At 68.3% G+C, this 21,307-nt stretch carries 19 protein-coding genes and 2 pseudogenes; 12 read left to right on the plus strand and 9 right to left on the minus strand.

Annotation, left to right across the window (positions count from 1 at the left end):
• Positions 1-239: 239 nt before the first annotated feature.
• Complete coding sequence (locus tag C0541_RS00380; RefSeq protein WP_115045217.1) at positions 240-752, plus strand: nuclear transport factor 2 family protein; 513 nt, start codon at positions 240-242, stop codon at positions 750-752.
• Positions 753-888: 136 nt separating this feature from the next.
• Here C0541_RS00380 and glpK read toward each other — a convergent pair.
• The 8 genes and pseudogenes from glpK to C0541_RS00420 form a co-directional block, all read right to left on the minus strand.
• A pseudogene (gene glpK, locus C0541_RS00385) lies at positions 889-2,241 on the minus strand (glycerol kinase GlpK); the annotation flags it as partial.
• A gap of 73 nt (positions 2,242-2,314) precedes the next feature.
• A pseudogene (locus tag C0541_RS00390) lies at positions 2,315-2,506 on the minus strand (FGGY family carbohydrate kinase); the annotation flags it as partial.
• A gap of 133 nt (positions 2,507-2,639) precedes the next feature.
• Positions 2,640-3,461 (minus strand): MIP/aquaporin family protein, encoded by an 822-nt coding sequence (locus C0541_RS00395; protein WP_115045218.1) that lies wholly within the window; start codon positions 3,459-3,461, stop codon positions 2,640-2,642.
• A gap of 178 nt (positions 3,462-3,639) precedes the next feature.
• Entirely contained in the window at positions 3,640-5,154 is a 1,515-nt protein-coding gene (gene glpD, locus C0541_RS00400) for a glycerol-3-phosphate dehydrogenase (RefSeq protein WP_115045626.1), read from the minus strand.
• 224 nt (positions 5,155-5,378) lie between these two features.
• On the minus strand, positions 5,379-6,206 hold the full coding sequence (locus tag C0541_RS00405) for a DeoR/GlpR family DNA-binding transcription regulator (RefSeq protein WP_115045219.1): 828 nt from the start codon (positions 6,204-6,206) through the stop codon (positions 5,379-5,381).
• 138 nt (positions 6,207-6,344) lie between these two features.
• On the minus strand, positions 6,345-7,328 hold the full coding sequence (locus tag C0541_RS00410; RefSeq protein ID WP_115045220.1) for a PDR/VanB family oxidoreductase: 984 nt from the start codon (positions 7,326-7,328) through the stop codon (positions 6,345-6,347).
• Entirely contained in the window at positions 7,321-8,124 is an 804-nt protein-coding gene (locus tag C0541_RS00415; RefSeq protein ID WP_115045221.1) for a GntR family transcriptional regulator, read from the minus strand. Before C0541_RS00415 ends, C0541_RS00410 begins: the two co-directional genes overlap by 8 nt.
• A 22-nt stretch (positions 8,125-8,146) precedes the next feature.
• The gene (locus tag C0541_RS00420) at positions 8,147-9,223 is read right to left on the minus strand and encodes an aromatic ring-hydroxylating dioxygenase subunit alpha (RefSeq protein WP_115045222.1); all 1,077 of its coding nucleotides are present in this window, start codon (positions 9,221-9,223) and stop codon (positions 8,147-8,149) included.
• A gap of 256 nt (positions 9,224-9,479) precedes the next feature.
• Between C0541_RS00420 and C0541_RS00425 the strand changes: the two genes are divergently transcribed.
• From C0541_RS00425 to C0541_RS00465, 9 genes are all read left to right on the plus strand, one after another.
• Positions 9,480-10,343 (plus strand): CoA transferase subunit A, encoded by an 864-nt coding sequence (locus C0541_RS00425; RefSeq protein WP_115045223.1) that lies wholly within the window; start codon positions 9,480-9,482, stop codon positions 10,341-10,343.
• Positions 10,340-11,128 (plus strand): CoA-transferase subunit beta, encoded by a 789-nt coding sequence (locus tag C0541_RS00430; RefSeq protein ID WP_115045224.1) that lies wholly within the window; start codon positions 10,340-10,342, stop codon positions 11,126-11,128. Before C0541_RS00425 ends, C0541_RS00430 begins: the two co-directional genes overlap by 4 nt.
• Positions 11,125-12,333 carry a 3-oxoadipyl-CoA thiolase gene (gene pcaF, locus C0541_RS00435; protein WP_115045225.1) on the plus strand — a complete coding sequence of 403 codons (1,209 nt, stop codon included), beginning with the start codon at positions 11,125-11,127 and terminating at the stop codon, positions 12,331-12,333. Before C0541_RS00430 ends, pcaF begins: the two co-directional genes overlap by 4 nt.
• A gap of 80 nt (positions 12,334-12,413) precedes the next feature.
• The gene (pcaH, locus tag C0541_RS00440) at positions 12,414-13,142 is read left to right on the plus strand and encodes a protocatechuate 3,4-dioxygenase subunit beta (RefSeq protein WP_115045226.1); all 729 of its coding nucleotides are present in this window, start codon (positions 12,414-12,416) and stop codon (positions 13,140-13,142) included.
• A gap of 4 nt (positions 13,143-13,146) precedes the next feature.
• Positions 13,147-13,710 carry a protocatechuate 3,4-dioxygenase subunit alpha gene (pcaG, locus tag C0541_RS00445; protein ID WP_115045227.1) on the plus strand — a complete coding sequence of 188 codons (564 nt, stop codon included), beginning with the start codon at positions 13,147-13,149 and terminating at the stop codon, positions 13,708-13,710.
• A 342-nt stretch (positions 13,711-14,052) separates the two neighbouring features.
• Positions 14,053-15,405, plus strand: coding sequence for a 3-carboxy-cis,cis-muconate cycloisomerase (locus C0541_RS00450; protein ID WP_115045228.1), 1,353 nt, complete (start codon positions 14,053-14,055; stop codon positions 15,403-15,405).
• Between the two features lie 10 nt (positions 15,406-15,415).
• Positions 15,416-16,204 carry a 3-oxoadipate enol-lactonase gene (gene pcaD / locus C0541_RS00455; RefSeq protein ID WP_115045229.1) on the plus strand — a complete coding sequence of 263 codons (789 nt, stop codon included), beginning with the start codon at positions 15,416-15,418 and terminating at the stop codon, positions 16,202-16,204.
• A gap of 262 nt (positions 16,205-16,466) precedes the next feature.
• Complete coding sequence (gene pcaC / locus C0541_RS00460) at positions 16,467-16,871, plus strand: 4-carboxymuconolactone decarboxylase (protein ID WP_115045230.1); 405 nt, start codon at positions 16,467-16,469, stop codon at positions 16,869-16,871.
• A 266-nt stretch (positions 16,872-17,137) separates the two neighbouring features.
• A complete protein-coding gene (locus tag C0541_RS00465) occupies positions 17,138-18,064 on the plus strand; it encodes an alpha/beta hydrolase (protein WP_161959807.1) in 927 nt (308 codons plus the stop codon).
• Between the two features lie 16 nt (positions 18,065-18,080).
• Here the strand turns inward: C0541_RS00465 and C0541_RS00470 are convergent, their stop codons facing one another.
• Positions 18,081-18,938, minus strand: a complete 858-nt coding sequence (locus C0541_RS00470) for an IclR family transcriptional regulator domain-containing protein (RefSeq protein WP_115045628.1) — start codon at positions 18,936-18,938, stop codon at positions 18,081-18,083.
• A gap of 147 nt (positions 18,939-19,085) precedes the next feature.
• Here C0541_RS00470 and C0541_RS00475 point away from each other — a divergent pair, with 147 nt between their 5' ends.
• On the plus strand, positions 19,086-19,946 hold the full coding sequence (locus tag C0541_RS00475) for a PA4780 family RIO1-like protein kinase (protein ID WP_115045231.1): 861 nt from the start codon (positions 19,086-19,088) through the stop codon (positions 19,944-19,946).
• Between the two features lie 327 nt (positions 19,947-20,273).
• On the plus strand, positions 20,274-21,242 hold the full coding sequence (locus tag C0541_RS00480) for an alpha/beta hydrolase (RefSeq protein ID WP_115045232.1): 969 nt from the start codon (positions 20,274-20,276) through the stop codon (positions 21,240-21,242).
• Positions 21,243-21,307 lie beyond the last annotated feature (65 nt).

Genomic DNA, 21,307 nt, shown 5'->3' on the forward strand with positions numbered 1-21,307 from the left:
GGAGATGTCTCATGTGCGCGCGAAAGGATTCGGCCGCAATGGTTACCTTTGGATTACCACCAATGCCGGAGGTGCCCTGGTGCACTCCAGGGCGGCTAGCGGACCGGCAGACGCGGCCGTTAGGCTGGCGACGACGCGTAGAAACCCCTGTATGCCAAGGCGCGTCATCCCCCAATCAGCGGTGCACCGTGCTGGCGTCCCAGCCAGCACAGCGCCCGTCTCCAAGTAAGGAGTCCTCCATGAATAAGCTGTTCTCCCGCGCCTTGCTGCTGGTCATGCTGGTAGCGCCGGTGGCTGCGTTCGCGCAGACCGCAGTGACCGAAAACACCAATCACCAGAAGATGCTGATCGGCTCCAACTGGCTGGAAACTGCCAACAAGCGCCTGGTCTACGATTTCTGGCGCATCGTGTTCGAAGCCGGCCAAGTGGATTACGCCCCGTTTTACATGGACAAGAACTACATCCAGCACAACCCGAATGTGGCCAACGGGCGCGATGCGTTCATCCGGTTTTTGACCAGGCTCGTTCCCAAAAGCCCGGTGCAGGAGCGGGTGCAGTTGCCGCTTGTCGCCATCACCGCCGATGGCGATCTGGTCACGCTGGTGTCGGTGCGCAAGCTGCCGGACCCGCGCGATCCGAGCAAGAGCTACACCACCACCTGGTTCGACATGTTCCGCATCGAAAAGGGCCTGATCAAGGAACACTGGGATCCGGACACCATTGCCGGCCGCGCCGATACGGGCGGGCAGTAAACGCTGCTGCACTGCAGGGCTGCAGTGTGCAGCCCTGCGACGCGTGAGCCATGCAGGTAATCAGCAACCTTGCAGATGGTTGACGAAAACGACGACGCCCGCCTGATGGCGGGCGTCGTCGTCTTGATGGCAGCGGTCAACTGATACGGAAGCCCATCGTCGCTTCCACTGCCTGCTGCCAGCCGGCATAGAGTTGTTCGCGCTTGTCGTCGGCCATGGTCGGCTCGAAGCGGCGATCCACCGCCCACTGCGTGGCGATTTCTTCGCGGCTGCTCCAGAACCCGGTTGCCAACCCGGCCAGATAGGCCGCGCCGAGCGCGGTGGTTTCGGCCACTTCCGGGCGCAGCAGCGGCACGTTGAGCATGTCGCTCTGGAACTGCGCCATGAAGTCGTTGGCGATTGCGCCGCCGTCGGCGCGCAGTTCCTTCAGCTCGATACCCGAATCGGCCTGCATCGCGGTCAACACGTCGCGGGTCTGGTACGCCATCGATTCCACCGCCGCGCGCACGAAATGTTCCTTGGTGGTGCCGCGGGTCAGCCCGAATACCGCGCCGCGGATATCGCTGCGCCAGTACGGCGCGCCCAGACCGACGAAGGCCGGTACCAGATAGACCCCGTCGTTGTCGCCGGCACGTTCGGCATAGGCCTGCGAGTCGCTGGCCTTGCCGAGCATGCGCAGGCCGTCGCGCAGCCATTGCACGACCGAGCCGGCGACGAAGATCGAGCCTTCCAGCGCGTATTCGACCTTGCCGTCGATGCCCCAGGCAATCGTGGTCAACAGACCGGCCTTGGACGCGACCGCCTTGTCGCCGGTATTCATCAGCGCAAAGCAGCCGGTGCCGTAGGTGTTCTTGGCCATGCCCGGTTCGAAGCAGGCCTGGCCGAACAACGCCGCCTGCTGGTCGCCGGCAATCCCCGCGATCGGCACCTGCTCGCCATAGAAATACTGGGTCTGGGTCATGCCGTAGATTTCGCTGGAGGAGCGTACCTCCGGCAGCATTTCCTTGGGCACGTCGAGCATGGCCAGCAGCTCGGCGTCCCACTCCAGCGTGTGGATGTTGTACATCAAGGTACGCGAAGCATTGGTGTAGTCGGTGACGTGCACCTTGCCGCCGGTGAGATTCCAGATCAGCCAGCTGTCGATGGTGCCGAAGGCTAGCTCGCCGTTGCGCGCGCGTTCGCGGGCGCCGTCGACGTGATCGAGGATCCACTTGACCTTGGTGCCGGAAAAATATGCATCGATCAGCAGGCCGGTCTTGTCGCGCACCATCTGCTCGTGCCCGGCCTCCTTGAGCTGCGTACAGATGTCCTTGGTCTGCCGCGATTGCCACACGATGGCGTTGTAGATCGGCTGGCCGGTGGCCTTGTCCCACACCACCGCGGTCTCGCGCTGGTTGGTGATGCCGATGCCGGCGATCGAGCGCGCATCGATCTGCGCGTTGTTGAGCAGCTCGGTGATCGTGGTGTAGACGCTGGTCATGATCTCGCGNGATGTGTATAAGAGACAGCTGGTTGGTGATGCCGATGCCGGCGATCGAGCGCGCATCGATCTGCGCGTTGTTGAGCAGCTCGGTGATCGTGGTGTAGACGCTGGTCATGATCTCGCGCGGGTTGTGTTCCACCCAGCCTGGCTGCGGAAAGATCTGGCTGAACTCGCGCTGCGCCACGCCCGCCACCTTGCCGTTGCGATCGAACAGCATGGCGCGCGAGCTGGTGGTGCCTTGATCGATCGCAAGGACGTAGTGCTTTTCCATCGGAGATTCCTCGAACTATGCCGGCGCTGGCGCACGGCGAGAAAGTGGGCAATGCACGCCGCTGTTCGACAGGCCAATGAAACCGGGGCCTGCTCCGCAGCGGCGCGGTGCTGTCAGTCGTGCAGCAGTGCGGTCAGCGCGGATCGAGCGGCGCTTGGCCGCCCTGCAGATGGCGCACGCGTGCCGGCAGGAACGGCAGGATCAGCCACTGGTAGGCAAGCGCGCCGATCGGGCCGCCGATCAACGGGCCGACGATCGGAATCCACCAGTAGTTGTCCTTGGCCGGCAACGCGGCCTGGCCCCACCCGGCAAGATAGGCGAACAGGCGCGGGCCGAAATCGCGCGCCGGATTCATCGCCCAGGCTTCCAGATAGCCCATCGAGGCGCCCAGCGTGGCCACCAGCAGGCCGATCATCAGCGCGCCGGAATTGGCGGTCGGCGCGGCTTCGTTGAACTGCTCGGTGATGGCGAAGATGCCGAAGATCAGGAACGCGGTGATGATGATCTGGTCGACCAGCGCATGCATTGGCGTGACGGCAAGGCCGGGCGCGGTGAAGAACACCCCGGCGGCGCCACCGGCTTCGCGGGTGAGCTGCTGCACCTGGTTGTAGTGATCGATCACCGGACCATACAACTGGTAGACGATGGCCGCGCCCAGAAACGCGCCGATCACCTGCGCGCCCCAGTACGGCAGCACCTTCTTCCAGGAAAAACCGCGGAACAATGCCAGCGCCAGCGTCACCGCCGGATTGGCATGCGTGCCGGAGACCGAGCCGGTGACATAGATCGCCAGCGTCACCGCCAGGCCCCAGGCGATGCACACGCCCCAATAGGCGTTCTGGTACGGGCTGGGGTCGTAGAGCACATACATCGCCGCGACCGAATCGCCGAGCGCGATGATGATGAACATCGCCACCGCTTCGGAAATCAACTCACCCACCAGTTGGCGGCTCATGCGCGCGCCCTGGTGCAGAGGGCGACGACGCACGCAGGGTGGTGCGATGCGCGCATCGGCGCGCAGGGGTGTTCGGTAATGCTCATCAGGGGTGCCCTCCACGTGACTCAGGATGATGCCGGCGAATACGCCAGGATACGTTGCCGAACGACCCGTCCTCGCCGGCAACGCGGTTCGATCAGGCCGGCACGACGTCGGCCTGCTGGACTGGGCGCGTCTGCAGATACGCCTCCAGGCGCTGGCGCCCGGCCGCGTCGATGCGCAGGCCGAGTTTGCTGCGGCGCCACAGGATGTCGTCGGCGGTCACGGCCCACTCGTGGGCACGCAGGTAATCCACCTCGGCCTGGTACAGATCAGCACCGAAGTGCGTGCCCAGGGCCGCGATGTCCTGGGCATCGCCCAGCAGCTGCTCCGCGCAGGTGCCGTAGTTGCGCACCAGCCGCTGCGCAGTGGGCGCCGGCAGCCACGGGCGCGCCGTGCGCACGCGTTCGAGCAGGCTGGCGATATCGCGCTGTTCGCCGCCGGGCAAGGCATCGCCGCGCGCGGTCCATGCCGGCTTGCGTGCGCCCAGCGCCTGGGTGAGGCGGTCGACCGCTTCTTCGGCCAGCTTGCGGTACGTGGTCAGCTTGCCGCCGAAGACATTGAGCAATGGTGCGCCCTCGGTGAGCACCTCCAGCTGGTAATCGCGGGTGACCTCGGCGGCGTTGTCCTCCGCATCGTCGAGCAGCGGGCGTACGCCGCTATAGCTCCACACCACATCGGTGGGGCTGATCTGCTGCTGGAAATACAGGTTCACCGCCTCGCACAGGTACTGCACCTCGGCCGCATCGATGCTGGGCGCGGCGGGGTCGGCCTGGTAGTCCACGTCGGTGGTGCCGATCAGGGTGAAGTCGTGCTCGTACGGAATGGCGAACACGATGCGCCGATCCGGTTGCTGGAAGATGTACGCGTGGTCGTGGTCGAACAGTTTTGGCACCACGATATGGCTGCCCTTGACCAGCCGCAGCGCGTGCTTGTGCGGCACCGCGGCCACCTTGTCCAGGAACGACACCGCCCACGGCCCTGCCGCATTGGCCAGTGCGCGCGCCTGCACGGTGCGGCGGTGGCCATCACGGTCTTCCAGTTCGGCGTACCAGAGGCCTGCGTCGCGCCAGGCGCCGACGCAGCGCGTGCGCGTGCGGATCTGGGCGCCGCGCCTGGCGGCATCCATCGCATTGAGCACCACCAGCCGCGCGTCCTGCACCCAGGCATCGGAGTACACGAAGCCGGTGCGCAGCGATTCCTGCAGCGGCTGGCCGACCGGGTGGGTGCGCAGCGACAGCCGGCGCGAGCGCGGCAGGCTGCGCTTGCTGCCGCCGAGATGGTCGTACAGGAACAGGCCGGCACGGATCATCCAGGCCGGGCGCAAATGCGGTTGATGCGGCAGCAGGAAGCGCAGCGGCCAGATGATGTGCGGGGCCAGCCGCAGCAGCACTTCGCGTTCGGCCAGCGCCTTGCCGACCAGCGCGAACTCGTACTGTTCCAGGTAGCGCAGGCCGCCATGGATGAGCTTGGTGCTGGCGCTGCTGGTATGTGCGGCCAGGTCGTCCTGCTCGCACAGGCACACCGACAGGCCGCGCCCGGCCGCATCGCGCGCGATGCCGACCCCGTTGATGCCGCCGCCTATCACCAGAAGATCGTATGTCTCGCCCATCGGTGTCTCCGTCCGGGCGCGCAGGAGCGAACCCAAGTTGTCATGTTCGAACATATTCGAACATCAAACCTTTTTGGGGCGTGAAGACCGGAAAAGCCAAACACATCAGGCCGATCCGGGAACAACCGGCCTATCGGAACGTGGATTGCAATTGCCGGGATAGATCGGCCGGGTAGCCCCATCGGGATCTGGGTGACGCAAACGCACACAAACGAACAATCGGCTCAGCCGGTGTCGCCAGGCGCGGCCAGATGCACCCGGGTGCCGGCCTCGGCCAGCACCGTGGCCAGTTCCTGCGGCGGCGGCCGGTCGGTGAACCAGTCGTGCACCTGGGCGATCGCGCCCAGGCGCACCATCGCATTGCGGCCGAACTTGCTGTGGTCGGCGGCCAGCAACACCTGCCGCGAGTGCTCGATGATGGCCTGGGCCACGCGCACTTCCTGGTAGTCGAAGTCCAGCAGGGTGCCGTCCAGGTCGATGCCGGAAATGCCGATCACCCCGAAATCCACCTTGAACTGGCGGATCAGCTCCACCGTCGCCTCGCCGGTCACGCCCTGGTCGCGCCCGCGCACCACGCCACCGGCCACGATCACCTCGAAGCTGGGGTTGGCACTGAGCATCACCGCCACGTTGAGGTTGTTGGTGATCACGCGCAGGCCGCGGTGCTGCAGCAAGGCGCGCGCGACTTCTTCGTTGGTGGTGCCCAGGTTGATGAACAGCGAGGCATCGTCGGGGATGAAGCGGGCGACCTGCGCGGCGATGTGCTGTTTCTCGCGCGCCTGCAGCGCCTTGCGCGCGGTATAGGCCAGGTTTTCCACGCTCGATGGCATGCTGACGCCGCCGTGGTAGCGGCGCAGCACGCCGGCATCGCACAGCAGGGTCAGGTCGCGCCGGATGGTCTGCGGGGTGACCTCAAAGCGCGTGGCCAGGCCTTCGACATCGGCAAAGCCCTGCTGCCGCACCAATGCCACCAATTGCTCCTGGCGCGGGTTCAAGGCCGGCGCCGGGACAGTCCTGTAGTGAGTTGACTCCATGCGCCGATGATCGCGCATGCGCGTGAGGATGCAAGCACAGCGGGTGCTGGCGATGCCCGGCCGCGTGGAGGCATCGGCTGACGCCGCCGCTCGTCGCGTGGCGAGGTCAGCACGACCGCACCGGCACGACAGCCGCTGCGGTGAGCATGCCGCCGCCTAGCCCAGCTCGCCGCGGTAGCCGGTATCGATGCTGATGCTGCCGCCTACCGCGCGCGAGACGCAGGCGCACAGCTTGCGGTTCTCGCGGCGCTGTTCGTCGCTGAAGAACACGTCGCGGTGATCGATATCGGCCGCGCTGTCCAGCACCTCGACCGCGCACAGCCCGCATTCGCCACGCCGGCACTCGGCGATCAGCTCCACCCCGGCCTCGGCCAGCGCATCCAGCATCGATTCGTTCTCGGCTACCGGCACTTCCAGGCCCAGCCCGGGCAGCTTGACCACGAACGCCTGCGCCGGCACCCGCCCGCTGTTGCCGAAGGTTTCGAAATGCAGCCGCGCGCGCGAACGCCCGGCCGCGTGCCAGTGCTGGCGCACCGCTTCGAGCATGCCGAGCGGGCCGCAGACGTAGACCTCGGCGTTGGGCGACAGGCGCGCCAGTGCTGCGGCAAGATCCGCCGGGCCGGCACTGGCGTCGCAGTGCAGTTGCAGGCGCTCGCCGAGCAGTGTTTCCAGTTCGTCGACGTAGGCCATCGCACTGCGCGTGCGCCCGGCATACAGCAGGCGGAACGCGCGGTGCCGGCGCGCCAGCCGCTGCGCCATGCCGATGATCGGAGTGATGCCGATCCCGCCGGCGATCAGCAGGATCTCCTCGCCGCCTTCATCCAGCGCGAAGTTGTTGCTGGGCGGGGAGATCTCCACCACATCGCCGGGCTGCAGCGTCCACATATGCCGCGAGCCGCCGCGGCTGTCCGGCATCTGGCGTACCGCGATCTGGTAGTAGCCATCGGCACGCGGTTCGCCCACCAGCGAGTACGAGCGCACGTCGGCGCGGCCATGCAGCTGCAGGCGAAAATCCAGATGGCTGCCAACCTCGAAGCCGCGTGCCGCGGTGCCGGGGTCGAGCACGATCTCGCGCACGCCCTCGCAGGCATCGGCGATGGCGACGACATGGGCGCGGTGCCACTGGGTGTCTTTACGCATGGGGAACTCCAGGCAGAAGGGGAGGCTGGCTGTTGCCAGCGGTGGCGGGATGGGCGCGGCCGAGCAACGTGCCGCCGCGCACCTGGGTGATCGCCGCCGGGGTCTGCAGCACGTGGCGCAGATTGCGATGGGCCAGCCGTGCGTGTTCGCGCATCAGCGCTTCGGCACGCGCGCCCTGGCGGGACTCGATGGCGGCGATGACCTCGCGGTGCTGGTCCTGCGCCAGGGTCAGGATCAGCCGCGCCTCGTCGCTGGTGGTCTGTACCATGACCAGGCTGTTGGGCGAGGCGAACGGCAGCTGCAGCACGCGGGTGAGTTCGCGGCCCAGCACATCGCTGCCGGCCATGGCCACCAGCAGCGCGTGGAAGTGCGCATTGGCCTGCACGTACGCGCTGAAGTCGATGGCGTGCAGCGGCGGGCCGACGATGCCGTCGAGCGTGTCCAGCAACTGGCGTGCCTGGGCCAGCGCCGCGGCCGATGCCCCGCGCTCGGCCGCGATGCGCGCGGCCAGGCCTTCGAGCGTGCCGCGCAGTTCGATCGCATCGTGCACATCGCGTTCGCTGAAGGCCTGCACCGCATAGCCGCCGCCCGGCAGTGCGCTGGCCAGGCCTTCCTCGCACAGCCGCTGCAATGCCGCGCGTACGGGGGTGCGCGACATGCCCAGCCGCTGCACCACCGCCAGCTCGGACAGGCGCGTCCCGGCGGGCAGGGTGCCGTCGAGGATCAGTTCGCGCAGCGACAGCAGCGCACGCGTGGTCTGCGCGGCACTGCTGCGAAACGGGGTGGTGGGCGACATGCGGAGCTCCCGGCGCGCTGCCTCAGCCCACCATGCGCAGCGACAGTTCCTGCGCGCGCTGTTCCTGGGCGATCAGCCGGTCGATCACGCGGCGTGCCCACATCCCGCCGGCATCGACGTTGAGGTTGTAGAAGGTGTGATCCGGGTGCGCGTCGATGGCGCGTTGCTGCGCTTCCAGCACCGCCTCGTCCTCGCCGAACACGCCGGTGACGCCGGCACGGGTGAGCGTGGTCAGGGATTGGTCGTGCAGCGCGTAGTTGCGCATGAACGCCCAGAAGTAGTGGCAGGTGGTGTCGGTTTCCGGCGTGATGGTGTTGAGCACATAGCCGTTGACGCCCTGGCTGCGGTCGCCCTCCGGCGCGCCGGTGCCGGCGATGGCCACGCCGACATCGATGGCGATGGTGCCGGGCGCTTCGAAGCGGATGATCTGCCAGCGGTCGACCTTGCCGCGGTAATCCAGATGGCGCGCGATCTGGCCGGCCCAGAACGGCGGCGCGTCGATATTGCGCATCCAGCGCGACACCACCACCGAGCGCTCGCCGTGCATCACATCGAACGGCGCTTCGGCGATCTCGTCCTGGCCGATGCTGGAGCCATGCACGAAGGTCTCGTGGGTCAGGTCCATCAGGTTGTCCAGCACCAGCCGGTAGTCGCACTTGGCGTAGATGGTGCGGCCATCGCCGGCCCAGGCCGGATCGTGCGCCCAGTGCAGGTCGGGAATCAGGCGGGTGTCGGCCTGCGCCGGGTCGCCCGGCCAGATCCACACATAGCGATGCTTCTCGGCCACCGGAAAATTGCGCACGCATGCGGAGGGATTGATGGTTTCCTGCGAGGGCATGTGCACGCAGCGGCCCTGGCTGTTGTAGACCAGCCCGTGGTACCCGCACACCACGTCGTCGCCGCGCAGCTTGCCCATCGACAGCGGCACCAGGCGATGCCAGCAGGCGTCTTCGAGCGCGATCACCGCCCCGGCAGTGGTGCGGTAGACCACCACATCCAGGTTGCAGACCTTGCGCGGGGTCAGTGCGTGCTTGATCTCGTGGTCCCAGGCGACGGCGTACCACGCGTTGAGGGGAAACAGCTGCTTGGACTGGGACATGACCGTGACTCCTGGGATTTGTATACAACCTGGGGTGCGGATCGGCGGTGGTGCGCCGGCTGGAGACCAGTTGACGCGCATGCCGGCGCTGGCGTCTGCTTGCAAGCGAAGTTATGTATACACCGGAGACAATATCGCTGTCCCCGTCGCCCAACAAAACTGTGCGATTATCGAATGTGCAAGCCGATAATCGCATTGACCAGGCTGTGCAGCTGCGCCTAACGTGACCGCACGCCCGCTGTGCAGGACTCGAGCAATGGCCCAGATCGTTCCCCTTTCAGAAGCGGTGTCCCGGCTGATCGCCGACGGCGACTGCGTGGCGATGGAAGGCTTCACCCACCTGATTCCGCATGCGGCCGGCCACGAGGTGATCCGCCAGCGCAAGCGCGACCTGCACCTGGTGCGCATGACCCCGGACCTGATCTACGACCAGCTGATCGGTGCCGGTTGCGCATCGGCATTGCGGTTTTCCTGGGGCGGCAATCCCGGCGTCGGCTCGCTGCACCGGCTGCGCGATGCGGTCGAACACGGCTGGCCGCAGCCGCTGCAGATCCGCGAACACAGCCATGCCGACATGGCCAATGCCTACGTGGCCGGTGCCTCGGGCCTGCCGTTTGCGGTGCTGCGCGGCTATGTCGGCTCGGACCTGCCGCGCGTCAACGACAGCATCAAGTTCCTGCAATGCCCGTACACGGGCGAGACGCTGGCCACCACGCCGGCGGTCAAGCCCGATGTCACCGTGATCCATGCGCAGCAGGCCGACCGCCGCGGCAATGTGCTGCTGTGGGGCATCCTGGGCGTGCAGAAAGAGGCCGCGCTGGCCGCGCGCAAGGTGATCGTCACGGTGGAAGAGATCGTCGACACGCTGGAGGCGCCGCCCAACGCCTGCATCCTGCCGCGCTGGGTGGTCGATGCGGTCTGCCACGTGCCCGGGGGCGCCGCGCCCTCGTACGCGCATGGCTATTACGCCCGCGACAACCGCTTCTATCTGGCCTGGGATGCCATCGCGCGCGACCGTGCACGCTTCCAGGCCTGGATCCAGGCGCACATTCTCGACACCGACGATTTCGCCGCGTTCCAGCGCGTGTACGCGCAGTCGCTGCTGCAGGTGGCCGCATGAGCGACTACAGCACCAACGAGATGATGACCGTGGCGGCGGCGCGGCGCCTGCCCGATGGCGCGGTGTGTTTCGTCGGCATCGGCCTGCCATCCACCGCCGCCAACCTGGCGCGGCTGACGCATGCGCCGGATGTCACCCTGATCTACGAATCCGGCCCGATTGGCGCGCGCCCGGACGTGCTGCCGTTGTCGATCGGCGACGGCGAACTGGCGGAAACCGCCGACACCGTGGTCTCCACGCCGGAGATCTTCCGTTACTGGCTGCAGGGCGGGCGCGTGGACGTGGGCTTCCTGGGCGCGGCGCAGATCGATCGCCATGCCAACCTCAACACCACGGTGATCGGCCCGTACGCGGCGCCCAGGACGCGACTGCCTGGCGCAGGCGGGGCACCGGAGATCGCGGCCAGCGCCAGGCAGGTGTTCATCATCATGCGCCAATCCACACGCAGCTTCGTGCCTGCGCTGGACTTCGTCACCACGGTCGGGCATCTGGACGGTGGCGATGCGCGGCAGCGTGCCGGCCTGCCCGGCGCCGGCCCCACCGTGGTCGTCACCGACCTGTGCGTGATGGAGCCTGATCCTGTGACCCGCGAACTCACCGTCACCGCGCTGCACCCCGGCAGCACCCGCGAGCAGGTGCGCGCCGCCACCGGCTGGCCGATCCGCTTTGCCGACGCTCTGGCGCAGACCACCCCGCCCAGTGCTGCGGAGCTGCAGGCACTGCGCGCGCTGCAGGCACGCACCGACGCGGCGCACGGCAAGCAGGCAGCCGGAGCCGAGGCATGAGCGCGGTCTATCTGATCGATGGCATCCGCACGCCGATCGGCCGCTACGGCGGCGCCCTGGCCGGGGTGCGCGCCGACGACCTGGGCGCGGTCCCGATAGCGGCATTGATGGCACGCAATCCGCAGCTGGAACCGGCGCTGATCGACGACGTGTACCTGGGCTGCGCCAATCAGGCCGGCGAAGACAATCGCAATGTCGCGCGCATGAGTCTGTTGCTGGCAGGGCTGCCCAGTTCGGTGCCGGGCAGCACGCTCAATCGCCTGTGCGGTTCCGGGCTGGATGCGGTCGGCACGGTGGCGCGCGGCATCCGTGCCGGCGAGCTGGGGCTGGCGATCGCCGGCGGGGTCGAGTCGATGACGCGCGCGCCCTGGGTCATGGGCAAGGCCGAGAGCGCGTTCGCCCGCACCCAACAGCTGGAAGACACCACGATGGGCTGGCGGTTCGTCAATCCGCGTCTGCAGGGCGCCTATGGCGTGGAGCTGATGGGCGAAACCGCCGAGAACGTCGCCCAGCGCCATGCCATCGCGCGCGAAGACCAGGACGCGTTCGCGCTGCGCAGCCAGCAGCGCACCGCCGCCGCACAGGCGGCTGGTTTCTTCGACGCAGAAATCACTCCGGTGCCGTTGGCCGCACGCAAGGGGGGCGAGGCAAGCGCGGTCGATCGCGACGAGCATCCGCGCCCGAACACCACCGCCGAGATGCTGGCCAAGCTCAAGCCGGTGTTCCGCCAGCCCGGCACGGTGACGGCCGGCAATGCAGCCGGTCTCAACGACGGCGCTGCCGCCATGTTGCTGGCATCCGAGCAGGCCGTGCACGCGCACGGGCTGACCCCGCGCGCGCGCGTGCTCGGCTTCGCCTCGGCGGGTGTGGAGCCGGCCTACATGGGCATCGGCCCGGTGCCGGCCACGCAGCGCCTGCTGGCACGCCTGGGCCTGGACATCGCGCAGTTCGATGCGATCGAGCTCAACGAAGCCTTCGCCGCGCAGGTGCTGGCCTGCACGCGCGCGTTCGGCCTGGCCGACGATGCCGCGCACGTCAACGCCAATGGCGGCGCCATCGCGCTGGGCCATCCGCTGGGCATGAGCGGCGCGCGACTGGCATTGACCTTGCTGCGGCAACTGGAGGCGGTCAACGGGCGCTTCGGGCTGGCCAGCATGTGCATCGGGGTCGGGCAGGGCGTGGCGCTGGCGATCGAGCGCGTGTAATGCGCCAATTGCAACCGCCGCTGCCGTGACCGCACACCCACGTCTTGATCCTGCCGCAGCGCCACCGATGGAGATCCCGCATGCGCGACCCCAGCCCTGACACACCGATCGATCCGCTGCTCGGCTATCGCCGGCCGCGGATCGGCACGCAGCCGGCCTACCTGCATCTGCCCTACGCATCCACCGCATTGCGCGGGCCCACGCGCGCGCCGATCGAGATCCCGGCCACGCTGTCGGAAGTCACCGGCCCGCCGCTGAATCGGCTCACCCTGGGCGCGCATGCGGCCGACCTCACTGCCGGCTTTGCGGGCGAGCCGCTGGGCGAGCGCATCATCGTGTCCGGCCGCGTGCTCGACGAAAACGGCAAGCCGGTGCGCAACAGCGTGGTCGAGGTGTGGCAATGCAACGCCGCTGGCCGCTATCAGCATGCCGGCGACCAGCACGACGCACCGCTGGACCCCAACTTCCGCGGCACCGGCCAGGTGCTCACCGACGACCACGGCCGCTATGCCTTCAAGACCATCAAGCCGGGCGCGTATCCGTGGCGCAATCACTACAACGCCTGGCGGCCGGCGCATATCCATTTTTCGCTGCATGGCGATGGCATCGGGCAGCGGCTGATCACCCAGATGTACTTCCCCGGCGACCCCTTGCTGGCGCACGACCCGATCTACAACTGCGTGGACGATGCACAGGCGCGCGAACGCATGGTGTCCCGCTTCGACTGGGAAAACGCGGTGAGCGAATACGCGCTGGCCTACCGCTTCGACATCGTGTTGCGTGGCCGCAAGCAAACGGTCTGGGAGTGAATCGATGAGCCTGCACACCACCCCGTCGCAAACCGTCGGCCCCTATTACCGGCTCGGGCTGGAGCCGCTGTATCGCCAGCAGCTCGCGCCGGCGCAGGCCGCGGGCACGCACGTGCGGGTCAGCGGTTGCGTGTTCGATGGCGCCGGCAGCCCGGTGGCCGATGCGGTGCTGGAACTGTGGCAAGCCGATGCGGCCGGCATCTATGCGCATACCGCCGACGCACGCTGCGAGGCGCACGATCCCGGCTTCGATGGCTGGGGCCGCGTGCCGACCGACGCGCAGGGGCGTTTTTCCTTCGGCACCATCAAGCCGGGGCAGGTCGCCGGCCCGGGCGGCATGCCGCAGGCCGCGCATCTGACCGTGCTGGTGTTCATGCGCGGCCTGTTGCGCGGCGTGTCGACGCGGCTGTACTTCGCCGACGACCCGCAGCTGGGCAGCGATCCCATCCTGGCCCTGGTGCCGGCCGAGCGCCGCGGCACGTTGCTGGCGCAATCGCGCGGTGGTGGCGACTACGTGTGGGACATCCATATGCAGGGCGATGCGGAAACCGTGTTCTTCCACTATTGACCGCATCGTCAGTGGGCTGTTGGCTGCTGCGACGTGTCCGCATGAGCACGACGCCTGCATCTGCGTGCAGGCGCTGCGCGCTGATGCAGCGCCGCAAGCAGCCACGTGGCAATGCGCGATGCCGTCGATGATCTGTCGCGATCGGCACATGACCCGCGAACGGCGCTGTGGTCCGCAGCATCCCCTGCATTGGCGAAACACGTGGGACGCGCACATGACCACTGCAGACAGACGCGTCTGCACGCCACGCACACCTGCGTTTGCAGCATGCCGCACCGCGCACGCCGGTTGGCACTCCCGCGCATCGGTGCCATGCTGCCGGCACGCCACCCGAGGCCATGCATGACTGCGACGTCTTCCCTGTTGGGATCCCTGTTTGGCGAGCCTGCCTGCGACGCGTTGTTCGACGATGCGGCGCGCGTGCAGGCGATGCTGCACTTCGAATCCGCGCTGGCCCGCGCGCAGGCGCAATGCGGCGTGATTCCCGCCGATGCCGCGCAGTCCATTGCGGCCGCCTGCGACGTGCAGCATTACGATCTGGCCGCGCTGGCCCAGGCCACCGCACTTGCCGGCAACCCTGCGATTCCGCTGGTCAAGGCGCTGACCGCACGCGTGGCCGCCGACGATGCGCAGGCCGCGCACTGGGTGCACTGGGGCGCCACCAGCCAGGACGTCATCGACACCGGCACGGTGCTGCAGCTGCGCGCCGCGCTCGACCTGCTGCTGCCGCGCCTGCAGGGCCTGTGCGCCGCGCTGGCTGCGCTGGCCGAACGCGAACGCGACACCGGCCTGCCTGGCCGGACCTTATTGCAGCAGGCGGTGCCGGTCACCTTCGGGCTCAAGGTCGCCGGCTGGCTGGACGCACTGCAGCGCGCGCACCACCGCCTGCAGGCCCTGCAGCACGATGGCCTGGTGCTGCAGTTCGGCGGTGCGGCCGGCACGCTGGCGTCGTTGCAGGAGCGCGGTCTCGCTGTCGCCCAGGCACTGGCAACCACGCTGGCGCTGCCGTTGCCTGCGTTGCCGTGGCATACCGCGCGCGATCGCCTGGTCGAGGTTGGCTGTGCGTTCGGCCTGCTGGCCGGCACCCTGGGCAAGATCGGTGGCGACGTGGTGCTGCTGATGCAGTCGGAAGTCGGCGAAGTGTTCGAGCCGGCCGCGGCCGGCAAGGGCGGCTCCTCGGCGATGCCGCACAAGCGCAACCCGGTCTCCAGCGTCGCCGCGGTTGCCGCCGCCACGCGCGTGCCCGGCCTGGTCGCGACCCTGTTCAGCGCGATGGCGCAGCCGCACGAACGCGCCGCCGGGCAATGGCATGCCGAATGGGAGACCTTGCCGCAGATCGTGTGCCTGACCGCCGGCAGCCTGGCGCAGATGCAGGCCTGCCTGGCCGACCTGCAACTGGATCGCGCCGCCATGCGCGCGCACCTGCACAGCCATGGCGGCGCGCTGTATGCCGAGGCGGCGGTGTTCGCGCTCGCACCGCGGCTCGGCAAGGCGCAGGCGCATGCGCTGGTCGAGCGTGCCGTGGCGCGTGCACAGGCGCAGCAGCGCCATCTGCGCGAGGTGCTCGGCGACGACGCGCAGGTGGGCGCGGTGCTCACGCAGGCGCAACTGCAGGCGGTGTTCGATGTGGACAGCTGGCGCGGCATGTCCTCGGTCTGGATCGATCGCGTGCTGGCCGGTTCCTCATCCCGCTGACGGTGCCCCGATGGCTTATCTCCAGTTGCCCACGCATCGCCTGCATTACCGCCTCGACGGCACCGAAGGCCGCCCCTGGCTGACCTTCTGCAACTCGCTGGGCACCGACCTGCACATGTGGGACGTGCAGATCGCCGCGTTTGCGCCGCATTACCGCATCCTGCGCTACGACCGCCGCGGCCATGGCGATTCGGACACGCCGCCCGGCCCGTATCGCATTGCCGACCTGGGCCAGGACGTGCTGGAGCTGTGGGATGCGTTGCAGATCGCGCAGAGCGACTTCTGCGGCCTGTCGATCGGCGGACTCACCGGGCAATGGCTGGGCCTGCATGCGCCGCAGCGCCTGCGCCGGCTGGTGGTGTGCGCCACCGCGCAGAAGATCGGCAGCAGCCAGAGCTGGAACGCGCGGATCGAACAGGTGCGCAGCGAAGGCCTGCCGGGGCTGGTCGATGCGACCTTGCAGCGCTGGTTCACGCCGCCGTTTGCCACCCGCCATGCGCAGCGCCTGGACATGATCGTGGCCGCCTTCGTGTCGACCTCGCCGCAGGGCTACATCGCCTGCTGCCAGGCGGTGGCCGACGCCGACTTCCGCGGCGCGCTCGACACCCTGGAACTGCCACTGCTCGCACTGGCCGGCGACGACGACCCGGTCTGTCCGCCGGCCGATCTGCGCGAGATCGCCTACGCCGCCCCACGCGGCCACTACGCGCAGGTGCCCGGCCGGCATATCTGCAACCTGGAATCGCCGGCCGCCTTCAACGACAGCGTGCTGGGCTTTCTGCAGGCCGACCACGTGTGACCCTCGCACGCCCAGCCAGGCAATTGCCCCACGCGCGAAGCCGGCTCCCCGATCCGGCAGGCGCGACGCTCGGCATTCGCGGTCGTAGCTTGCATCCGTGCCCAGCTGATCCATGCCTGCCGCACCAGGTCGGCAACGTCGATGGCCACCACGCCACCTGACACGTCAGCATCTGGCTACCGCCGCTGCGGATCTGCAGCGACCATTCCCCATTCCCCATTCCCCATTCCCCATTCCCCATTCCCCACGCAGGAGAACTCCGATGCACGAAGACGAGCGTTACCAGGCAGGTCTGCGCGAGCGCCGGCGCGTCCTGGGCGATGCGCATGTCGAGCGCTCGATGGCCGCACGCACCGCGTTCACCGACGAGTTCCAGGCGCTGATCACCCGCTATGCCTGGGGCACCATCTGGACCCGCGATGGCCTGCCTGCACACACCCGTTCGCTGCTGACCCTGGCAATGATGGTGGCGCTGGGCCACGACGAGGAATTCAAGCTGCACGTGCGCGCCGCGCGCAACAACGGGGTCACCCCCGAGCAGATCAAGGAAGTGTTGCTGCAGGCCGCGGTCTATTGCGGCGTACCGGCCGCCAACCATGCCTTTGCGCTGGCCAGGCCCATCCTCGAAGAGCAGGCAGGCGACGCAGGGCCGGCAAGCGAAGGCTGACGGCCACGGCCACGCGCGACTGCAGCAGGCGCGCGTGGCTGACACGCCAGGTGGCGATGCAAGGCGATTGATTCGGCTGACCGCGCCCTGCTCGGCCAGCAGCGCAGGTGGCGACGACGATGCAGACGCAATGCATCTGGTTGCACGCCGGCGGCGTCGTGAGCACACCGGTCGGTGATGACATTCCCGACCGACGACGGGATGATGGACATGCGGCGACCGACAACCGGTTCCGGTCGCACAGGACATTCCCCACGAGGTTGCCGATGCTGCTGCGTACCGTTTGCTTGCTCTTGCTGCTGCTCAGCGCCTCTGCGCTGCAGGCACAACCGCATCCCGGGCCCGGAACCGAGCTGGCGCAGGTGCGCACTGACGATGGCCAGGCGCTGGCGGTGTGGTCGCGCGTCCCGGCGCAGCCGCGCGGCACGCTCCTGCTGGTGCATGGGCGCACCTGGAGTGCGTTGCCCAATTTCGACCTGCAGGTTCCCGACGAACCGCGCGATGCGCGCTCGGTGCTGGCGGCACTGGCGCAGGCCGGCTATGCCGCCTACGCGGTGGACCTGCGCGGCTATGGCGGCAGCGCGCGCGATCGCAGTGGCTGGAACACGCCCGCGCGCGCGGTGGCCGATGTCGGTGCGGTGCTGGCCTGGGTGGCCCGTCAGCACCCGCAACTGCCGCCGCCGGCGTTGCTCGGTTACTCCAACGGCGCGCGGGTGGCGCTGCTGGTCGGCCAGCAACACCCGCAGGCAGTGTCGGCGCTGGTGCTGTACGGCTTCCCGGACGATGTCGACGCAGCGCCCGACACCACCCCGGCGCCGGCACAGCCATTGCGTGCGCGCACCACGGCCGCGGCGGCCGGCGAGGATTTCATCACCGCCAACGCCGCACCGCCCGGCGTACGTGCGGCCTACGCGGCGCAGGCGGTGTCGGCCGACCCGGTGCGCACCGACTGGCGCGCGATGGAGCAGTTCGCCTTCCAGCCCGAGCAGGTGACCACGCTGCCGGTGCTGCTGCTGCGTGGCGTCGACGATCCCATCGCGACCCAGTCCGACAACGCGCACCTGTACGCCCGTCTGCGCAGCGAGGACCGCAGCTGGGTCACGCTGCCGCACGCCGATCACGTGGCGCACGTCGAGGACACCCATGCCGCCTGGGTGGATGCGGTGGTCAGCTTCCTGCGCCGGCCGCGCTGAGCGCGCCGGCAGCCCGCTAGCTCAGCAATGCACCCAGCCGCTGCGCCGCCTGCTTCAACGGCTCCAGCAGCGTCTGCATCGTCTGCAGGCTCACGCGCCCGGCCTGGGCGCCGATGTTGAGCGCGGCGATCACCTCGCCGCGCAGGTTGCGCACCGGTACCGCGATCGAGCGCAGGCCGATTTCCAGTTCCTGGTCGGTCAGGCACATGCCTTCGCGGCGCGTACGTGCCAGCACCTCCAGCAATGCCGATGGCTGGGTCACGGTGCGGTCGGTGCGCGGACGCAGCGTGGTGCGCTCCAGGTACGCCTGCAAGGTGTCGCCGGGCAGGGCGGCCAAAAGTACACGGCCCATCGAGGTGCAGTAAGCCGGCAGGCGTGTGCCCGGGCGCAGCCCGATCGACATGATGCGCACCGTCTCGGCACGCGCCACATACAGCAGGTCGTCGCCATCCAGCACGCCCAGCGAGCAGGATTCGTGCAGTTGGTCGCGCAGCCCGTCCAGCACCGGCTGCGCCGCCGCCGTCATCGACGACGACGCCGCATAGGCGCCGCCGATGCCCAGTACGCGCGGCAGCAGCACGTAGCCGCGGCCCTGCTCGCCGACATAGCCCAGCTTGGCCAGGGTGTGCAGCACCCGCCGCACCGCCGCGCGCGAGATGCCGGTCTCCAGGCTGATCTGCGACATCGTCACCTCGCGCGCGTGCTGGGCGAACACGCTCAGCACCACCAGCCCGCGGCCCAGCGAGGTCATGAAGTCCGGGTCGCCCTGGGCCGCGGCGATCTGCTGCATCAACTCATGCGGCAGGCCGCGTTCGCTGGTGGCGACGACGGCGGCGGTGGAGCGCTTGCGGCGGCTGGAGGCGGGCTCGTGCATCGGATCGCGGGCTGGACGGGTCCGTGCATGGTAAGCGCTCATGCCGATGCATGCGCCCGGTCGCAGCTTGCGCGCGCACATGTAAGCGCTTCACCCTGGTTGCCGCATAATCGCTGCTGGTTTGTTTCGGATCGGTCTCCTTAGTCCATGAAAACCCCCAAGGGCCTGCAACCGCTGATCGACGACGGCATCATCGACGAAGTGTTGCGACCACTGAAGAGCGGCAAGGAGGCATCCGTCTATGTGGTCAGCACGGGCGCCGACATCCTGTGCGCCAAGGTCTACAAGGACATGGCGCAACGCAGCTTCCAGGCGCGCGTGCAATACCAGGAAGGCCGCAAGGTGCGCGGCAGCCGCCAGGCGCGCGCAATGGGCAAGGCCACCAAGTTCGGCCGGCGCGAAGCCGAGACCGCATGGAAGAACACCGAAGCCCAGGTGCTCTACCAACTGATGGATGCCAGCGTGCACGTGCCCAGACCGCGCGGCTATTTCCACGGCGTGCTGCTGATGGATCTGGTCACCGACGAGGCCGGCCACAGCGCACCGCGGCTGGGCGAAGTGGACCTGGAACCGGGACAGGCGCGCAGCTTCCACGCCAGCCTGATCGGCGACGTGGTCAAGATGCTGTCGCTGGGCCTGGTGCACGGCGATCTGTCCGAATACAACGTGCTGGTCTCGCCCGAGGGCCCGGTGCTGATCGACTTCCCGCAGGTGGTCAGCGCTGCCGGCAACAATGCCGCCCGCGACATGCTGCTGCGCGACGTGCACAACCTGCGCGACTGCCTGGGACGGTTTGCACCGGAACTGCTGGAAACCCATTACGGCGAAGAGATGTGGGCGCTGTTCGAAAAGGGCGAGTTGCGCCCGGACAGCGTGCTGAGCGGACGCTTCAGGTTTGACACGCGCCGCGCCGACGTGCGTGCCATCCGCGCCTCGATCGAAGACGCGCGCCAGGAAAACCTCATCCGTCAGCAGGGCCGCGAGGCCGCTGCCGAGGACGACGACTAGACTGCCGCTGCCCTGGTGCGCGCCGGCGCGACAGCAGCGGCACCGACAGCGCTGCCGGCATGCACCGCGCAGGGAGGTCGCGCAGGTGCGCGCCGATGCAGGCGCGCAGATGCGCAGGTACGCTGCAGTGCAGCAAAAAACCAACGACGACCGATTGCAGCGAGCGTTTGCCGGACGCCGCGACGGCGGGGGCATGCATCGTAACCACCGGATTTTGCGCTGCTGCGGCGCATCCTCGGCAACGCCATTGAAACGATCGATGACGCTCGATGGTGATTGGTCATAAGGATCTGGCAGGCTCGGCCATTATCTTTCGGAGAGTACGTCATGTCGTTTGATCCCGATGTCGTGCGCCTGTTCACCCAGCTTCAACACGCCGGCCAGCCGCCGATGGAGACCCTGCCGCTGGAGCAGGCGCGCGCAATGATGCGTGCCTTCGGCGCGCAGCTGGGGTTTCCGCCTGTGGAGATGGCCGAGGTGCGCGACCTGCAGGCCGACACCGCGACCGGACCGGTGCGGCTGCGCCTGTATCGCCCATTCGGGCTTGCTGCCGGCCCCGCACCGACCTGCCTGTTCGTGCATGGCGGTGGTGGCGTGGTGGGCGATCTCGACTCCCACGACGATGTATGCCGGCAACTGGCGGCGCGCGCCGGCTGCCAGTTGCTGGCGGTCGACTATCGCCTGGCGCCGGAACATCCCGCGCCGGCCGGCGTGGAGGACGTGCTGGCGACCCTGCACTGGCTGGTTGCCCAGCCCGATGCGGTCGGTGCCGATGCACGGCGCCTGGCAGTGGCGGGCGACAGTATCGGCGGGACCATGGCCGCGGTCGCGGCGCTGGCCGCGCGCGATGCCGGAATCGCGTTGCGCTGCCAGGTGCTGGTGTATCCGCTGACCGATGCGCGCGAGGACAACGGGCAGTATCCGTCGCGATCGCACAATGCCGACGTGCCGCCGCTGACCGCAGCGGCGGTGCGCTTCTTCAATCGCCATCTGTTGCCCGACCCCGGCGTTACGCAGGACTGGCGCATCTCGCCGATGCTGGTGCCGGAGGTGGCTGGCGTGGCGCCCGCGCTGGTCGTGGTATGCGACCGCGACATGCTCTACGACGAAGGATGCAGCTATGCCGAGCGTCTGCGCGCGGCCGGTGTGGAAGTCACCCTGCATAGCTTTCCCGGCATGATCCACGGCTTCATCAACATGGGCGGTGCGGTGCGCGCCGCGGCCGAAACGCTGGAGATGGCGGCCCTGGTGCTGCGCCAGCGCCTGCTGCCGGCCGTCGAACGCAGCGCGGCCTGATCGCATGCGGCAGGCGTGCGATGCGCGCGCTGCCGCAACGCTGCCACTCGCCCATGCAGGTCACC

The sequence above is a fragment of the Xanthomonas arboricola genome, from assembly GCF_003353015.1.
Classification (GTDB): Bacteria; Pseudomonadota; Gammaproteobacteria; order Xanthomonadales; family Xanthomonadaceae; genus Xanthomonas; species Xanthomonas arboricola_E.

Bases quoted from the DNA above. Each gene is read 5' to 3' on its own strand.
- C0541_RS00380 (WP_115045217.1), top strand. From the start codon at position 240: ATGAATAAGCTGTTCTCCCGCGCCTTGCTGCTGGTCATGCTGGTAGCG.
- C0541_RS00395 (WP_115045218.1), bottom strand. From the start codon at position 3,461: ATGAGCCGCCAACTGGTGGGTGAGTTGATTTCCGAAGCGGTGGCGATG.
- glpD (WP_115045626.1), bottom strand. From the start codon at position 5,154: ATGGGCGAGACATACGATCTTCTGGTGATAGGCGGCGGCATCAACGGG.
- C0541_RS00405 (WP_115045219.1), bottom strand. From the start codon at position 6,206: ATGCGCGATCATCGGCGCATGGAGTCAACTCACTACAGGACTGTCCCG.
- C0541_RS00410 (WP_115045220.1), bottom strand. From the start codon at position 7,328: ATGCGTAAAGACACCCAGTGGCACCGCGCCCATGTCGTCGCCATCGCC.
- C0541_RS00415 (WP_115045221.1), bottom strand. From the start codon at position 8,124: ATGTCGCCCACCACCCCGTTTCGCAGCAGTGCCGCGCAGACCACGCGT.
- C0541_RS00420 (WP_115045222.1), bottom strand. From the start codon at position 9,223: ATGTCCCAGTCCAAGCAGCTGTTTCCCCTCAACGCGTGGTACGCCGTC.
- C0541_RS00425 (WP_115045223.1), top strand. From the start codon at position 9,480: ATGGCCCAGATCGTTCCCCTTTCAGAAGCGGTGTCCCGGCTGATCGCC.
- C0541_RS00430 (WP_115045224.1), top strand. From the start codon at position 10,340: ATGAGCGACTACAGCACCAACGAGATGATGACCGTGGCGGCGGCGCGG.
- pcaF (WP_115045225.1), top strand. From the start codon at position 11,125: ATGAGCGCGGTCTATCTGATCGATGGCATCCGCACGCCGATCGGCCGC.
- pcaH (WP_115045226.1), top strand. From the start codon at position 12,414: ATGCGCGACCCCAGCCCTGACACACCGATCGATCCGCTGCTCGGCTAT.
- pcaG (WP_115045227.1), top strand. From the start codon at position 13,147: ATGAGCCTGCACACCACCCCGTCGCAAACCGTCGGCCCCTATTACCGG.
- C0541_RS00450 (WP_115045228.1), top strand. From the start codon at position 14,053: ATGACTGCGACGTCTTCCCTGTTGGGATCCCTGTTTGGCGAGCCTGCC.
- pcaD (WP_115045229.1), top strand. From the start codon at position 15,416: ATGGCTTATCTCCAGTTGCCCACGCATCGCCTGCATTACCGCCTCGAC.
- pcaC (WP_115045230.1), top strand. From the start codon at position 16,467: ATGCACGAAGACGAGCGTTACCAGGCAGGTCTGCGCGAGCGCCGGCGC.
- C0541_RS00465 (WP_161959807.1), top strand. From the start codon at position 17,138: ATGCTGCTGCGTACCGTTTGCTTGCTCTTGCTGCTGCTCAGCGCCTCT.
- C0541_RS00470 (WP_115045628.1), bottom strand. From the start codon at position 18,938: ATGCACGAGCCCGCCTCCAGCCGCCGCAAGCGCTCCACCGCCGCCGTC.
- C0541_RS00475 (WP_115045231.1), top strand. From the start codon at position 19,086: ATGAAAACCCCCAAGGGCCTGCAACCGCTGATCGACGACGGCATCATC.
- C0541_RS00480 (WP_115045232.1), top strand. From the start codon at position 20,274: ATGTCGTTTGATCCCGATGTCGTGCGCCTGTTCACCCAGCTTCAACAC.